Annotated in this window: 19 protein-coding genes; 4 read left to right on the top strand and 15 right to left on the bottom strand. The window is 37.6% G+C overall.

Annotated elements, in window-relative coordinates; genetic code table 11:
* Nucleotides 1–57: 57 nt before the first annotated feature.
* Nucleotides 58–198 (top strand): hypothetical protein, encoded by a 141-nt coding sequence (locus tag BLS22_RS15165; RefSeq protein WP_176762155.1) that lies wholly within the window; start codon nt 58–60, stop codon nt 196–198.
* Between the two features lie 18 nt (nt 199–216).
* On the opposite strand, the gene BLS22_RS15575 is transcribed toward BLS22_RS15165, so the two are convergent.
* The 5 genes from BLS22_RS15575 to BLS22_RS11555 all read right to left on the bottom strand — a co-directional run bounded on the left by BLS22_RS15575 (nt 217) and on the right by BLS22_RS11555 (nt 4,135).
* Nucleotides 217–372: a hypothetical protein gene (locus BLS22_RS15575; RefSeq protein WP_330386518.1), complete on the bottom strand. Its 156-nt coding sequence runs from the start codon at nt 370–372 to the stop codon at nt 217–219.
* Nucleotides 373–1,282: 910 nt separating this feature from the next.
* Nucleotides 1,283–1,759, bottom strand: a complete 477-nt coding sequence (locus tag BLS22_RS11570; protein ID WP_090553923.1) for a hypothetical protein — start codon at nt 1,757–1,759, stop codon at nt 1,283–1,285.
* Between the two features lie 77 nt (nt 1,760–1,836).
* Complete coding sequence (locus BLS22_RS11565; RefSeq protein ID WP_090553922.1) at nt 1,837–3,252, bottom strand: sensor histidine kinase; 1,416 nt, start codon at nt 3,250–3,252, stop codon at nt 1,837–1,839.
* Nucleotides 3,249–3,470 (bottom strand): winged helix-turn-helix domain-containing protein, encoded by a 222-nt coding sequence (locus tag BLS22_RS11560; protein ID WP_280139581.1) that lies wholly within the window; start codon nt 3,468–3,470, stop codon nt 3,249–3,251. Before BLS22_RS11560 ends, BLS22_RS11565 begins: the two co-directional genes overlap by 4 nt.
* Nucleotides 3,467–4,135, bottom strand: a complete 669-nt coding sequence (locus BLS22_RS11555) for a Crp/Fnr family transcriptional regulator (protein ID WP_090553921.1) — start codon at nt 4,133–4,135, stop codon at nt 3,467–3,469. Before BLS22_RS11555 ends, BLS22_RS11560 begins: the two co-directional genes overlap by 4 nt.
* A gap of 88 nt (nt 4,136–4,223) precedes the next feature.
* Here BLS22_RS11555 and BLS22_RS11550 point away from each other — a divergent pair, with 88 nt between their 5' ends.
* From BLS22_RS11550 to BLS22_RS11540, 3 genes are all read left to right on the top strand, one after another.
* The gene (locus BLS22_RS11550) at nt 4,224–4,706 is read left to right on the top strand and encodes a permease (protein WP_090553920.1); all 483 of its coding nucleotides are present in this window, start codon (nt 4,224–4,226) and stop codon (nt 4,704–4,706) included.
* A complete protein-coding gene (locus BLS22_RS11545) occupies nt 4,706–5,440 on the top strand; it encodes a permease (protein WP_090553919.1) in 735 nt (244 codons plus the stop codon). The genes BLS22_RS11550 and BLS22_RS11545 overlap by 1 nt, the downstream gene beginning before the upstream one ends.
* Before the next feature lie 156 nt (nt 5,441–5,596).
* Entirely contained in the window at nt 5,597–6,118 is a 522-nt protein-coding gene (locus tag BLS22_RS11540) for a cupin domain-containing protein (protein ID WP_330386517.1), read from the top strand.
* Between the two features lie 91 nt (nt 6,119–6,209).
* On the opposite strand, the gene hypE is transcribed toward BLS22_RS11540, so the two are convergent.
* The 10 genes from hypE to BLS22_RS11490 all read right to left on the bottom strand — a co-directional run.
* Nucleotides 6,210–7,214, bottom strand: coding sequence for a hydrogenase expression/formation protein HypE (gene hypE, locus BLS22_RS11535; protein WP_090553918.1), 1,005 nt, complete (start codon nt 7,212–7,214; stop codon nt 6,210–6,212).
* A gap of 1 nt (nt 7,215) precedes the next feature.
* Nucleotides 7,216–8,298 (bottom strand): hydrogenase formation protein HypD, encoded by a 1,083-nt coding sequence (gene hypD, locus BLS22_RS11530; protein ID WP_244269539.1) that lies wholly within the window; start codon nt 8,296–8,298, stop codon nt 7,216–7,218.
* Nucleotides 8,291–8,512, bottom strand: coding sequence for a HypC/HybG/HupF family hydrogenase formation chaperone (locus tag BLS22_RS11525; protein WP_090553917.1), 222 nt, complete (start codon nt 8,510–8,512; stop codon nt 8,291–8,293). The genes hypD and BLS22_RS11525 overlap by 8 nt, the downstream gene beginning before the upstream one ends.
* Nucleotide 8,513: 1 nt before the next feature.
* Nucleotides 8,514–10,799, bottom strand: coding sequence for a carbamoyltransferase HypF (gene hypF, locus BLS22_RS11520; protein WP_090553916.1), 2,286 nt, complete (start codon nt 10,797–10,799; stop codon nt 8,514–8,516).
* Nucleotides 10,789–11,049, bottom strand: coding sequence for a hypothetical protein (locus BLS22_RS11515; RefSeq protein WP_090553915.1), 261 nt, complete (start codon nt 11,047–11,049; stop codon nt 10,789–10,791). Before BLS22_RS11515 ends, hypF begins: the two co-directional genes overlap by 11 nt.
* 1 nt (nt 11,050) lies before the next feature.
* Nucleotides 11,051–11,503, bottom strand: coding sequence for a hydrogenase maturation protease (locus BLS22_RS11510; protein ID WP_090553914.1), 453 nt, complete (start codon nt 11,501–11,503; stop codon nt 11,051–11,053).
* A gap of 1 nt (nt 11,504) precedes the next feature.
* A complete protein-coding gene (locus tag BLS22_RS11505) occupies nt 11,505–12,914 on the bottom strand; it encodes a nickel-dependent hydrogenase large subunit (RefSeq protein ID WP_090553913.1) in 1,410 nt (469 codons plus the stop codon).
* A gap of 21 nt (nt 12,915–12,935) precedes the next feature.
* Nucleotides 12,936–13,814: a hydrogenase small subunit gene (locus BLS22_RS11500; protein WP_176762154.1), complete on the bottom strand. Its 879-nt coding sequence runs from the start codon at nt 13,812–13,814 to the stop codon at nt 12,936–12,938.
* A 15-nt stretch (nt 13,815–13,829) separates the two neighbouring features.
* Complete coding sequence (locus BLS22_RS11495; RefSeq protein ID WP_244269537.1) at nt 13,830–14,279, bottom strand: cytochrome b5 domain-containing protein; 450 nt, start codon at nt 14,277–14,279, stop codon at nt 13,830–13,832.
* Nucleotides 14,280–14,556: 277 nt separating this feature from the next.
* Nucleotides 14,557–14,993, bottom strand: a 437-nt coding sequence (locus BLS22_RS11490) for a group II intron maturase-specific domain-containing protein (RefSeq protein WP_280139580.1), incomplete at its 5' end; no start/stop codon positions are given.

The following is a 14,993-nucleotide window of genomic DNA, read 5'->3' as shown; positions in this document are numbered from 1 at the left end:
CCTTTATGGTAATAATTAACAAATAAAATAAAACCAAACCAGGAAGGAGTATTTTTTATGAGCACAGGATCAAAGAAAGTATTAAGAGAAATGATTACCGGAGCTGATTTAAGAACAGCAGAAGATCTACAATCATACTTGAAAGAGCTATTCAAAGATACCCTCCCTATGTCAAAGCATCAGGAGAATAATCCATAGCAGTAGCATAAATATCTGTTATTTTTTTGTCAGGAAATCAACTGTGTAGCTCTTTTGTAAAATGGCATCTCCCTTGTATTTTTCATTCTGAAGCATACTCTGAATTATTTTTGCATACCATTTGGTCTTGCCATTCTCATCAGTATCATATCCAAGGAATCGCTTTGTGCTCATCTTGAACTCTCCGTTTTTAAATCGCCTTCTAATCCCCTAGGTAGAGTTCTCCCTAATGGACCTGCTTGCATCCTGAACGAGGGATGAGAGCATGATGAGCAGCACCTCTCCTTTAGCATCAAGTGTATTAATACTTTCCTTTTCAAACACAAATATCTAAAGCTATACTTTTCTTTTGCTAAACGGTTGAACCCTTAAAGCAAAACTACATTTGCATGGATGAGCATAACAAGTCACTAATTTCATATCTCTTAAAAATACACCCAAAACCCATCACCTTTCCCACGCTCAAAAAATAAACAAACCCGTTAAAACACTGTGAATACACCGTTATCAAGGGATTATACATTTATTTTTTTGTCAGCAGAGCAACCGTCTCAACATGGGTTTTGATAGAAAGATGATAATATTTGGCAGAATAAATATGAAGTCCCCCCCTTAGGGGCATTTTCTATAAGGAGAGGAGGCTGACCTCTTTAAAATTGGGACTTACTTTATCATTACTTCTTCAATTATTTTGATAAACGCTTCATAACACCATTCTCCATAAGATTATCCATTAAAGCAATCAAGTCCTCTGCGGTCAACATTTTACTCTGTCTAAACCAGTAATTCATAATGCCAATCATAGCTGAAAGAACATACTCCAAAATAGAATGAAATTCTATAGGATTTAAACCATGTTTTTCAGAGAATGCTTGTTTAAGTTAATAAACATATCAGTTGGAAAAAGATATGAAAAATGCAAGGGAACAAAATCACTACCCCTGCATTTAATACTGGCTCTTATACCATTTGTGGACTTGTAATCCATAGAAAAGATAATGTGCGATTATTTAAATACCCATTTTGAAAAATAGGTATTACGAATGCTGTTTATAATCCCAATAATACCCTTAGTAGAAGGGGATTATCTATTCACCCTTGGCCCTCTACCTTCAGTGTTTCTTTGTAGTTTTAGTTGTCTAGCTATCTTTATTCCTTGTCTATTTCCTTGATGAGGTCCCTGACCATCTAGAAGAAAACCATGATCAGCAAGTTTTTCTTTAATGGATGCTGCTTCCTCTGCTGTAATTTTTCCAGCTTCCACTGCAGCCTCAACTACGGCAAATCTCTCCTGTAGCTTCATTGCTCCAATATCCTCTAAGCTAATACCGTAGCTAGAAAATACCTCCAAACAACTAGATCCCAGTTTCTCCTCTAATAAGTCTTCTAGGGGAACATTGACTTTTTCTGCCACCATTTCTATTGTAGAAGTTCTCTCCTGTCCCCATCGAAAATTATTTTTTGCTTCAACAGCTTCATTAGCAAAAACAGGTGATGCCATTAATCCCGCCAAGCCCACCAAGCCTATGGTTGTAGCTGTGATCATAAGTTTCTTTTTCATCATAACCCTCTCCTTTTTTTTATATATTTTGTACTACAATTATATTGTAAACAGAAGAGGTGACAGTTTTGTGACAACTAGTTGAAACTTTTTTGTAAAGTGAAATAAAAGGACACACCATTCTTTTTATTAATAACACCATAGTCACTTTTATGCAGTTCTAAAACGCTTTTTACAATGGCTAGACCTAAGCCTGTTCCCCTACTATTTTCTTTTACCTTATAAAAGCTTTCCCATATAAAGGGAATTTCTTTTTCAAGTATGGGAGGGCCTTCGTTGTATATCTCGATTCGAATTTTTTCTCCTACTTCAAAAACCCTATAGATGATACTGCCTTCTGGATCACAGTTGTTGATGGCGTTTTGGGTTAGATTGATTAACACCTGCTGAATACGATATTCATCGCCAAATACACAGGTTTCCGATACAGAGGGCTGTAAAAGCAGCTTTATTCTTTTTTCTTGACGCATCAGCTGAAACTTATCGATGGTACTGTCTATTAAGGAAAGGATATCGACGGTTTCAATTTTTACTTTAAAGCTGCCAGACTGTAGCTGGCTTAGATCTAATAAATCCTTCACAAGATTGCTTATTCTATAGGTTTCGCCTTCAATGATTTGAAGATAGGCCTTTACCTCCTCTTTGTCAGATACAATACCATCCTGCAAAGCTTCTGTATAACCACTAATTAAAGCAATGGGTGTTTGAAGCTCATGGGAGACATTGGCTACAAATTGCTTCCGCATTTGGTCTAGGTTTTTTTCTTTTTGTAGCTCCTGTTGTAGATCATGGATGGTGCTGCTGAGCTTCTCCGTCAAATAATTCAAGGTTTTACCTAAATCACCTATTTCATCCTGTCGTTTCTCCTGCCACTTTTCATTAAAGTCTAGGGAAGCCATTTTAGTAGCAACATGATTCAACTTGATTAAGGGCTTGGTGATGGTTTTAGAAAAAATCCAAGATAGGAGCATAGCAATGAAAAAAGCTATAATCAAAAGATAAAAGGTAAAGCTTCTTGTAATAGTAATTGCTTCCTCAATAGGCTGTAGGGGAGTTTGGAATAAATAAATATAATTCTCCATAGGAATTAAAACTGCCAATATTTCTACTGGACTGTTGGCACCAGCAATTTTATAGGTTTGTATGCTTCCCCTCTTAGCTTTCTGTAAAGCTTCTTGAGGAACTCTACTGGCTCGAGCCATTCGTATACTACCTTCATAGTGAAGAATATTTTCATCATAGTCTAAAATCACAACTCTACCGTGAATCTGATCCGCCACCTTTTCCAGAGTATCCTTACCCTCCTGAGTTAGCATATCATCCTTTATTAAATACTGTAATTCTTCACTATATTCAATCATGGTGTTGATTTTCTGTTGCATATAATAACCATAAAAAAATTGACTATGCAGGAGCCAGAAGATGCCTATAATGCTTGTGGTAAATAATAAAAATAGAGCTAGGAGCTTTAAAAAGATAGATTTTCTTATCATTTTTTCACCTCAAAACGATACCCTAAACCACGAACAGTTTTGATTTGTTCACCCATTTTTGAAAGCTTTTGTCGAAGACGTTTAACATGGGTATCAACGGTTCTTAAATCTCCATAATAATCATAGCCCCATACACCATCTAAAATAATTTTTCGGGATAAAGCCTGTTCTTTGTTGTGTACAAAAAATAATAATAGATCATATTCCTTAAAAGTCATCCATCATTAATGATCCTCTTATCTATAATGGTAATACTAGTAGCATCATAGGTTATGAGACCTTCCTTTTTCATTTTTTGCAACTCCCTAGATAACGAAGTCCTTTGAGTTCCTATCCTTTCTGCTAAAGCTTTTTTCGTTGTATTAAGTTTTATTTCAAATGTGTTCTGCAGGTGATATTCTTGTCTTAAATAAGCACAAATACTATCTCGTATTGAACGATTAGCATAATGCTTAATCTTATCTCCTAAAATCAATGTGTTTCCAGAGATAAGTTGGAGAAAAGCATAGAGAAATTCTCTATTGTTACAACAAAGCTCAAAAAGCGTTTCTTTTTCTATCTCCAGTATTTCAACATCTGTTCGTGCAGAAATAGTCATTGGGTAAAAGGGGTTTGTAGAAAACACAAGATTTCCACCCAAAATATTATCGGTATAGAGCTCTACAATTGTAAACAAATCACCATTTTCATCAATTCTTTCAATAACTACCTTCCCTTCAAGGATTACCTCTAGACACTTACATTGATCACCATCAAGATGTATAATCTCTCCTTTTTTATAAGCACTGACTTTTAATAATTTTTGAACCAGATAATCTTGGAGTAATTCATAGGGAAGCTTATTGAGGAGGGTATACTTTTCAATATTATTCAAAAATTTCATTCTAAATCTCCTTTGTGTTACATTGGTAACACCTTTTTATTTAACTCTATTATATAATTTTTTATATCTTATTTGAAAGGGTGATTTTATGGATATTGTTACACTATCAATGTGGGGTATCTCGCTACCACTAATAATCTATTCTTATTTTAAAAAAAGAAGGCAGACAAAAGAAGCAACGCACAAAGCCAAGGGTATGATGCAAGGTATGCTTCCTGATATTATTGCTACTATTTTTCTTATTGGCCTTGGATTAAGTTTTTTAACCCCAACTACAATTGCTGAAATGCTTAGTAAAGTTAATCCCCTTACCGGTACTTTGTTTGCTGCTTTAATAGGGTGTATAACTTTAATCCCAGCCTTTGTAGCTTTTCCTCTGGTTGGCTCACTAATCGATGGAGGTGCCCACCTAGTACCCTCGGTTGCTTTTCTAACAACTCTCACGATGGTGGGGATCAAGACATTTCCTCTAGAAGCAAAGGAATTTGGTTTCAAATTTACGCTAATACGTAGTGCATTAAGTTTTGTTTTAGCCCTACTGGTAGCTTTTATCATGGGAGGTCTAATGTAATGTTATTTCAATTCATAAAAAAATACAAACTTATTTCTGTCACCATAACACTATATTTTTTTACTTTTGTATTTTCTAAAGGACACTTTATTCACGCCCTGCAAAATACAAGACACTACTTATTTGAAATGCTGATGGTAATGCCGGTTATCTTCATGCTAACAGTACTCATAGAAATATGGATTTCTAAAGAAGCTATTATGAAACATCTTGGGGAAAGATCTGGCCTGAAAGGGATAGGATTTTCAGTGGCTTTAGGTAGTTTATCTGCAGGTCCAATCTATGCTGCTTTTCCTATTTGTAAAATGCTTTTATCCAAGGGAGCTAGTATTGTCAATATTGTTGTTATATTAAGTGCATGGGCGGTTATTAAAGTACCTATGCTAGCCAATGAGGCAAGATTTTTAGGTCCTAAATTTATGACTATACGTTGGATATTAACAGTTATTTCAATCTACCTAATGGCTTATATTATGGGTGTTTTAATAAAAAAAGAAGATCTTCCTCAGATGAAAGCTTCAAATCCAGAGGGATTATCTATCAATGAAAATTATTGTGTTGGTTGTAGTATTTGTGTAAAAATGCTTCCCGAGGTTTTTGAAATCAACCAGAAAAAAGCAGTAGTTAATCCTATACATCTAGATCCTTCTAATATGTCCGCTATTATAAAAACTATAGAAAAATGCCCTACTAAGGCTATTACACTTAATAATAAAGGTTTTTCTTCTAACTAAGTGAACCTAAAATAAGGTGATATTCTTTCACGAAATTAATTCAATAGCTGCAGGGGTTATTTTTGAGAGAAGAGTGGCACAACTTCTATCAATGTGAACACCTCTCCTAGAGATATAGCATATGATATTAACAAAGACATGAAAGGAGTGAACAATGTGAGTAATATATATAACCCATACCATCCCTATAATAATTATAATCCCTATCAACACCCTTATTGGGGGCACCCGCCAATGCATCCTCCATGTCCCCCTAAACATCCTATTCACTTAAAGGATTATGGACCTTGCCCCTATGTAGTTAATATTGAAGAAGCAACCAGGCAAAATGATTATTTCCGTATCGCTTTATGGACAGGAGAATATCTCCAACTTACCTTAATGAGCATTCAGCCTGGAGATGACATAGGTTTAGAAATTCATGAAGATCATGATCAATTCTTACGTATTGAAGAAGGCCAGGGAATGGTTATGATGGGAGATCGAAGAGATCAGTTGGATTTTAGAGCAGAAGTTTATGACGATTATGCAATCTTTATCCCTGCTGGCAAGTGGCATAATTTGATTAATACAGGTTGCACCCCTCTTAAACTGTACTCTATTTATGCCCCACCTGAGCATCCACGGGGTACCCTTCACAGAACAAAAGCAGATGCTGAAAAACATTATGGGTACTAAACGTTAGAAGAATTTTGTCCTATATAAATCAAAGAAGTGTAGAGTATTATGCTACTTTATAGCCTATACTCTACACTTTCTCTATTTTTTATTAGCATATCCTTGGTAGCATATCCCCCTCTAGGGGACCAACAATTCTCCTCCCACCAATAACTGTTTCCATCACTACTTTTGACGGTATATCAGTCGAAAGAAAGCTACCAATGATTGCTGCATCTTCACAGCCTTCACATCCTCGAATTTCCCCCAATACCTCGTCAGCCTTCTCCTTGTCAACTACCATGATCATCCTACCCTCACAGGCATGATATAGAGGATCTAATCCCAAAAGTTCATTGATGGATTTTACTTCCCCAGCTATAGGAATAGCTTTTTCTAATAACTGAATTCCCCTCCCTGATACCTCTAGGATTTCATTTAAGGCCGTTGCCAAGCCGCCTCTAGTAGGGTCCTTCATTAGCTTAATACTTCCCATATATGTCTGAAGTTTTTCAAGAATATGATTTAATGGTCTGCAATCACTTTTTATATTTCCTTCTACTTTTATTCCATATCTTTCCACTGCTATAGTAGTTCCATGCTCCGCTATTCCCCCAGTAATGATAATTTGATCTCCCTCTTGAATCGGTTTTGGTTGATAATTAGCCTGAAGCCCTCCTATTCCAGAGGTGTTGATGAATACTCCATCTACTGCTCCTTTCTCCACCACCTTTGTATCTCCTGTGATTATTTTCACTCCCGTTTTTCTACAGGTCTCCCCCATAGAGGCTGCAATTTTCTCCAGTAGCTCCATATTAAAGCCCTCTTCGATGATAAACCCACAGCTTAAATATAAAGGTTTTGCTCCTGCTGTAACTAAATCATTGATAGTACCACAGATAGCTAATTTGCCAATATCTCCTCCTGGAAACACTAGAGGCTTTACCACAAAGGAGTCTGTTGTAAAGGCCAGTCTCCAATGATTTCCATCAAATACAGAGGCATCTAGAGAATTTACTAACATATCGTTATAAAAATGCTTATAAAAAATATCCTTGATCAATAAGCTTGTATGTTTTCCACCGTCTCCATGACGGAGCATCACTTTGTCATTCATTCTATATTTCCTCCCCATACCGATAGGCAATAGCGCAGGCTCCCTCAGTGGACACCATGCAAGGGCCCAGTGGATCCATTGGGTTACATCTATCCTTAAAAAGCTTACATTCCCTTGGTGTCTTCTTTCCTAATAAAATATCCTTGCAATCACAGCCCATACTGACTTTTACCTGTTGGTTTTCTACTACAAATGCCTTCCTAGCATCAAATCTAGCATATTTTTCATTCATCTGTAGGGAGGAGTTTTCTATGTTACCAATTCCCCTCCACTCTCCATCTGCAATGTTGAACACCTCATCTATTAACAGATTGGCTGTCCTATTCCCTTGAGGACTTACACATCTTTCATACAGATTTTTAAAGGATTCTTCCTCCTCTTGAGTGATCTGCTTCACCAAATAATAGATGCCAGCTACAATATCAATAGCCTCAAATCCACATACGGCAGCTGGGATATGGTACTCTTTATTTATAAATTTAAAATAACCGGAACCCTTGATGGTAGCCACATGACCTGGGCAAATGAATCCATGTATCTGATGGTTTTTCTCCTTCAAAATATAATGCAGGATTGGTGCCATTAGCTTAATGGAGGTAAGAAAATATAGGTTGTCAATTCCTTTCTCGGAGGCGGTTTTAATTGCTAGGGCTATAATAGGGGCTGTCGTTTCAAAACCTACCCCAAGAAAAACAATCTGTTTTCCCCTGTTCTTTTCAGCCATCTCAATTAGGTCCAAAGGTGAATAGATTATCCTGACATCCTTCCCCTTGCCCTTCTCCTCCAGCAAGCTTTCCTTTCCTCCCCTTACTCTCATGAGATCTCCAAAGGTAGCCACCGTTACATTATATTTATTTAGAATTTCTATAACACAATCAATATACTTTTCCTCCGTTACACAGACAGGACATCCTGGCCCTGATAGAAGTTTGATTTTAGGGGATAACAGGGTCCTTAGCCCCAGCTTAGCAATCATCTGGGTGTGGGTACCACATACCTCCATAATCTTTATTTCTTCTGTCGCCATGGAATTAACCTCATTGATTAGATGGGTTAACAAATCCTTATCCATCTTCCTATTCATTTTCATCCACCATACTTTCAAATATACCTAGCAAATTATCATAATAGCTTTTGTCAATCTTCTCAATGGCACATCCCGCATGGATTAGCACATGCTCTCCAACATTTAAATTATCAATTAACTGTATATTAACAATCGTTTCTACTCCCATGATTTTCACCCTAGCCTCGGGAGGAAATAATTCAATAACTTCTCCAGGAACTGCAATACACATATCAACCCATCCCTTCTATTGCAGCTGCCACCCCTAACTGTCCCACAGAGATCCCACTATCATTGGTGGGAATTTGCCGATGATAATAGACGTCGTAGCCTCTTTTCTCCAACCCCTTCACTACATAAGACAACAGATAGGTATTTTCAAAAACCCCTCCACTTAATACTACATTGTTTATATGGGAGCTTTCCTTTATTCTAGAAATCAACTCTAGGGTCACATTACCTATCGTATTATGAAACTTAGCCGAAATAGCAGAAGCAGGTACTTCCTTTTCTATATCTTTTAAAACCCCCATTAAAATCCCTTTATAATCAATTTGATAAACGCCATTTTCTTCTCCTATATGATAAGCATAGTATGCTTTAACGGAAGGGTCTAAAATATTTTCTAATTCAATAGCTGCCTGGGCATCGTAGGTAATTCGTTGTGGTAGATTTAGTATAGATGCCACACAGTCAAAAAGTCTTCCCATGCTGGAGCTTTGAAAACAGTTTAAGTTTTGATCTAAGGCCTGGGTCACTGCATGGATACTTTTTTCGTCTACCTCTCTTAAAACCTTTTTTTCCTGATAATCGATTGCATACATATAGCTGATGGCAACCCTCCAAGGTTCTTTAATTGCTTGATTGCCTCCTTGAATAGTCACATACCTTAAATGTCCTACTCGACTAAAGCTCTCCCTTGTGCCTACAAAGAATTCTCCACCCCATATTTTGCCGTCTGTTCCTAGCCCCGTTCCATCGAAAACTACCCCTATCATGGGAGAAAATAGATTGTATTCTACCATACAACTGACCATATGGGCATGATGATGCTGCACTGCCACTTTTTCACCTACCATCTTTTCTGCATATTGAGAAGATATATAGCTTGTGTTTAAGTCATGAGCAATTATTTTAGGCTTCAATCCCAATAGGTTTACTAAATTTTTTATTGCTTTTTCATAGATCCCATAGGTATCAAAATCCTTTAAATCCCCTAAATACTGACTCATATACCCATATTGATTTTGAGCAGCACAAAATGTACTTTTTTCCTCCGCCCCTAAGGCTAATACTTCCTGAGTAATATTAATTGGAAAGCTAAAGGGGGTATAACCTCTAGCTCTTCTCACCACAATCTCTTGATCATTTACCACCTTTACAACCGAATCCTCCACTGGAATGTGTATGTCTCGATTATGTATTAAGAAATAATCAGCAATCCCTCCTAGGTTCTCAATTGCCTCATGATTTTTATATTGTATTGGGGCACTACTTTGATTACCACTGGTCATGACAAGGGCAGTGATTCCCCGTTGAAATAATAAATAATGTAAGGGGGTGTAGGGAAGCATCGCGCCTAATCTTTCCATGTTAGGAGCAATTTCATCAGGTAATCCCTTAGAACCCTTCTTTTTCAATAGAACAATAGGTCTTTTATTGCTTAATAGGACTTTTTCTTCTACTTCATTGATCCTGCATAATTCTCTTGCTACCTCCATATTCTTTACCATTAGAGCAAAGGGCTTATGGGGCCTATTTTTCCTTTTCCTCAAAGCCTTGATAGCCTCTTGATTTTCAGCATCACAGGTTAAATGATATCCTCCTAATCCTTTAATGGCCACTATTTTTCCTGCTTGTAAAAGCTCTATGGTTTTATCAATAGAATCGATGCACAGCACTTCCATTCCTTCATTGGTCAATAAATGTAACGAGGGTCCACAGTTCAGACAGCAGTTGGGTTGAGCGTGAAATCTCCGATTCGTTGGATCATTATATTCCTCCTTGCAACTAGAGCACATTTGAAACGCATCCATGGTTGTATGATTTCGATCATAGGGCAATTTCCTAAGAATAGAATACCGTGGGCCACAGACTGTGCAGTTTGTAAAGGGATAATGATACCTCGGGTTATGGGTATTAAAGATTTCTTCTAGACACTGGGGACAAGTAGCCACATCCGCACCAATAAATTTAAGCCCTTTTTCATCTATAGTGCTAGACTTAATTTGAAAATCTAGATAGCCCTTATATTCCTTGGGAAGTAAATGTATCTTTTCCACTGTAGCTAGACTAGGAGGGTTGTTAATCGTTTCAATCAAGAACCCTCTTATATATGCCCTTTCTCCCTCTATATCTAACACAACGGCACTTCCTTGATTAGTCACCCAGCCTTTAATATTAAAAAACTTAGCTTGGTTATAGATCTGGGGTCTATATCCTACCCCTTGGACAATTCCATAAATTTTTATGATGTACCTTCTCTTACCGATATCCTTAACAGGATTGTTATGGTTCAAAGGTCTCACCTTGGAGACTATGAATAATAGCTGTCTGCTCCTCTATATCTTCTCTTTGTAAATTAATCTGTAGATCATCTCCTATTAATTCCTTGCTATTAATCTCTAAATGTTCTCGCAAGCTCTCTTCATTCACATGACTATGATGGTTTACCACCAAAGTAAAGGCTTCTATTTTCTTAAGTTTATGTTCCTGGCATATTTCCTTTAGAGATTGTGTTATTTTGTTTAATAAATAAGTGTCATGCATTTTAAACCCCCCTTATATTTTTATAGATCAATTGATACACTTCCTCACATATATGAGGGAGTTTCCTTTGCAATGTGTTACTCAGTTCTAAACTAAAATCGATCTCCTCCACCTCAATCCCAATGATAAATCCTTCAATGGTCTTGCCATAGGTCTTAATCATGTAAGCTAAGCTTGCTTGATGTTGTGAATAGGCCTGATGATGCTGTTCAATAGATTTATCAATAGGCGTCAAAGTGATGGTACCTGGTTTGACATTAAAATACGTTCCATCGATAATAAATAAAAAGTCTCCATCCTCAATTTTACTTAAGGCATAATCGGTATCTGTCTCTCCCAATATGACTTCTATGCCCATATGCTTCAACTGTGGTGAAAGGTTCTCTATTACCCTGATCCCTATACCATCATCCCTCATAATCCGATTGCCGATTCCAATACATTTTACAGCCATCTTATACAATCCTAATCTGTATCGGGGAATAACGATCACTTGTTACATGGGTGGCACAGGAAACACAGGGATCAAAGGACCTCACAATTCTTCCTATTTCTATAGGATTTTTTAAATCTTCTATGGTTGTTCCAATCAATGCCTTTTCTACTACTCCTTTCACCCCTTCTGAATCCTCTGGAGATAGGTTCCATGAACTAGGTGTAATAATCTCATAGTTTTGAATGCCTTGATCTTCGGTGATAATCCAGTGACCTAAGGCTCCTCTTGTGGTGTCGATCAGTCCCTTACCCCTTGCTTCACTTGGAAACGTATATCGCCCTTGTTGTGCAGGCTTAAGCTCCATTCTTTCCAAAAGACCTTCCATGATTCCGATTATTTTTTTTACCTCTAGCGCTCTAGCAATGGTTCGATCCATGGTTGAAATGCCATTGGTATAATCACCACTTAGCCACATCCGTGCAAGGGGGCCAACCTCCATGGGGTATCCCTCATATCGGGGGGCTTTAATCCAACTATAGGCTTTTTCCTTATAGACATTTTCTTCTACCGTTGGCTCTGTAGGGCTTTGTTCTATTTGCCTTGCATCATACCAAGCTCTGTGTATGTTTTCAGTGATTTTTTCAGGGTCAAAGTTCTGAAGTTCTCCATCAATAAAGACTTGGGGCCCTACATAAAATAGCTCTTCTTCCACGTAGGTATCGAATACACCATAGGTCATTAGATTTTTATACCCTACTCCATTTTCAAAATAATCAGGGTAGTATTCTGCAATGGTATAGACATCAGGAATCATTTGTCCTGCCACAAATTCCTTGATAGAGGCCAATATGGATTTGACCTTAATCCATTTCGACGCCTCTAGGTTCACGGTTACACCCCCTACAAATATACCATGGGTGTGGGGAGCTTTACCTCCTAGGACCGCCAACATTTCATGGGCTAAGCGGCTGTACTTCAGGGATGCTAAATAACTCCTGGATAACTCCTTATTCAATCCCTCCGGCAGTCTATAATCATTGTGGGTAGCATTGTATATGGGTTGAATCTCTGGGCCCCGCACAAAGTCTGGAAAGGTATATTGGTAAAAATGCCTTAAATGGTTTTGAACAAATTCGCACCCATGCATAAAATCTCTTATCATCTTGTCATTTTCATTAGGACGTATGTCTAATATATCTTCTAAGGCTAAAGTAGATCCCATGGAATGGGCCGTAGAACAAATGCCACAAATTCTTTCTGTAAAATAAATGGCATCCAAAGGGGGTCTTCCTCTTAGCATTTTCTCAAAGCCTCTAAAGAGCATCCCACTACTTTTGGCATCAATAATTTGATTTTTTTCAACCTCTACTTCAATTTCTAAAAATCCACTTATTCGGGTGATGGGGTTAATCGTAATTTTACTTCCCATAGCTTCCTCCAAAATATTATTTTAATATCTAACAAATGGCTCCATCCCGTCAGGAAACCTTTCCTGGGCACAGCCTATACAAGGGGTGTTGTCTTCAATAGGCCAATTTACATACCCATTCCACTGCCTCACAGGACAATCGGTTCTCGTGACAGGTCCTCGACATCCTAGTTTAAACATACATTCTGGGTCTCCTAGCTTTGTTGCAAAAATTCCCTTATTAAAATAAGACCTTCTAGTGCATCGATCATGGATGGTAATGCCATAAAACATAATAGGTCTACTTTGTGGATCTAGTTCTGGCATACCAAAGGCGATAAGGTTAGCAATTGTTCCAATAGCCCAATCTGGATGGCTAGGACAACCTGGTACTCTTATGACTTCCTGATTTAAAAGCTGTGGTACACTGACACTTTGAGAAGGATTGGGTCTGGCAGCAGAGGGCCCTCCATAGGAGGCACAAGTTCCTACTGTCACCACGTACTTAGCCTTTTCCCCCGCCATTTTCACTGCCTCCATCGCCGTTACCAATTCCCCTTGGTATCGGGCAATCACAGTGTATAGCCCATCATGCTTCGTAGCCACTGCGCCTTCTACCACTAGGATAAATTCCGTATCTAAGGTATCTAAAAACTGTTGAAAGGCTGCCTCCCCCTCAGCAGCCATTAGACTATTGTTATACTTTAATGTCACCATCTGATCTAATAGATAAATTACATCTGGATTTTCTGCATTGAGTAAAGAAATAATATTCCCTGCACACCCCGTTGCTTCTAACCAGATTAAATTGATTTTATTAATACTGGCATTTTTGATTTTCTCTATAGCTAAATCAATTATTTTTTTAGCTGTAATTGTTTTTGAATCTATCATTGGGCAGTTGCTTGGTATGTCATTCAAATAACTCCCTCCCATCTATGGCTTTAACACCCCTACTTGTGGTAAGTTTTTTAAAATCTCAGGTCTACCGCCGTGACATCCCATAAAAGCTCCAGTTAAATCTCTTCCTGCATATAAACTAAAATGCGTACCCCCTCCCCAGGTTGCCTCTAAGCTTACATCGTAAACAATTCCATTTACTGCAACATAGGCAGGTCTACCACCGGAGCCATCATATTGCGCTAACTCTTCAAGGGTGAACTCTCTTTGATTGGATGGGGCGTTTTCACCTTCCTGATTACTTGGATAATTAGGATATTGGTTATACCATTGCCAATAATTCAGACGTCTTACTTCGTTATTTAATAGATCTTGGTAAAACATCCTTTGATAGGGATCTGTGCTTAATATAATCATCTGCTGATAATATTGTATGTTGTGATAAATAAGGGACATTTCTTTATCGTACCAACTATTCGCCTTCACTCCATCTCCTCCCAAATTCTTGATTCTATAAATTGTATGTTGAGTAGTTATCAATTATTAACCTAAACCCCCTTTAAACAAAAGCTTCCCCAAACTTATCATTTTCGAGAAACAAAACTTGCACTCCCTAAGAGCCCCCTTTTGATTTTAATACTGCGAAATTTCTTCCCACTCTAAATCGAGTAGCTAGAAAACAGGATAATTAGTCCTGTTTTCTTTGCTCTCACAGAACCGGACTTACGTTTGCCGTATCCGGCTCCTGAAATTTCTTACCAAATTAATAATAATTCGACAACAAACCAACTTCGTATTTATGAATATCAATGAGATCTAAGTCGTCAAAGTATTTGTTAGGTAGTATCTGGTGGATTATATGAACATTCGAGTTCTTCCACTTTGTTACAGCCATTCTTAGACCATTTCCTTTAATTCCTAGCTTTCTCATTTCTTTATGCATTGCCTTATAGGTCTTCCATTGCTTCATCTTTACCATTCTAAGTCTTCTTCGTAGCCACTGCATGAAATCTTTTGTAAAACTTTTAATGTTTGCTACGCGATAATAATTCATCCATCCCCTAAGTATTGGATTTAGTTCTTTAATAATACTTTCAAGTTCTCTTCCTGAGTTTCGCCTTGTAATTCTTCTCACTTTATCCTTAAAGCGTTTTATCCTTTTAGGGTTGACCCCAATGGACTTAGTACGAATTACAAAAC

The organism is Natronincola ferrireducens, assembly GCF_900100845.1.
Classification (GTDB): Bacteria; Bacillota; Clostridia; order Peptostreptococcales; family Natronincolaceae; genus Natronincola_B; species Natronincola_B ferrireducens.
This window is presented reverse-complemented; position numbering and strand designations above follow the sequence as displayed.

Bases quoted from the DNA above. Each gene is read 5' to 3' on its own strand.
- BLS22_RS15575 (WP_330386518.1), bottom strand. From the start codon at position 372: ATGAGCACAAAGCGATTCCTTGGATATGATACTGATGAGAATGGCAAG.
- BLS22_RS15165 (WP_176762155.1), top strand. From the start codon at position 58: ATGAGCACAGGATCAAAGAAAGTATTAAGAGAAATGATTACCGGAGCT.
- BLS22_RS11565 (WP_090553922.1), bottom strand. From the start codon at position 3,252: ATGATAAGAAAATCTATCTTTTTAAAGCTCCTAGCTCTATTTTTATTA.
- BLS22_RS11515 (WP_090553915.1), bottom strand. From the start codon at position 11,049: ATGCATGACACTTATTTATTAAACAAAATAACACAATCTCTAAAGGAA.
- BLS22_RS11545 (WP_090553919.1), top strand. From the start codon at position 4,706: ATGTTATTTCAATTCATAAAAAAATACAAACTTATTTCTGTCACCATA.
- hypD (WP_244269539.1), bottom strand. From the start codon at position 8,298: ATGAATAGGAAGATGGATAAGGATTTGTTAACCCATCTAATCAATGAG.
- BLS22_RS11510 (WP_090553914.1), bottom strand. From the start codon at position 11,503: ATGGCTGTAAAATGTATTGGAATCGGCAATCGGATTATGAGGGATGAT.
- BLS22_RS11570 (WP_090553923.1), bottom strand. From the start codon at position 1,759: ATGAAAAAGAAACTTATGATCACAGCTACAACCATAGGCTTGGTGGGC.
- BLS22_RS11560 (WP_280139581.1), bottom strand. From the start codon at position 3,470: ATGACTTTTAAGGAATATGATCTATTATTATTTTTTGTACACAACAAA.
- hypE (WP_090553918.1), bottom strand. From the start codon at position 7,214: ATGAATGACAAAGTGATGCTCCGTCATGGAGACGGTGGAAAACATACA.
- BLS22_RS11555 (WP_090553921.1), bottom strand. From the start codon at position 4,135: ATGAAATTTTTGAATAATATTGAAAAGTATACCCTCCTCAATAAGCTT.
- BLS22_RS11550 (WP_090553920.1), top strand. From the start codon at position 4,224: ATGGATATTGTTACACTATCAATGTGGGGTATCTCGCTACCACTAATA.
- BLS22_RS11525 (WP_090553917.1), bottom strand. From the start codon at position 8,512: ATGTGTATTGCAGTTCCTGGAGAAGTTATTGAATTATTTCCTCCCGAG.
- BLS22_RS11505 (WP_090553913.1), bottom strand. From the start codon at position 12,914: ATGGGAAGTAAAATTACGATTAACCCCATCACCCGAATAAGTGGATTT.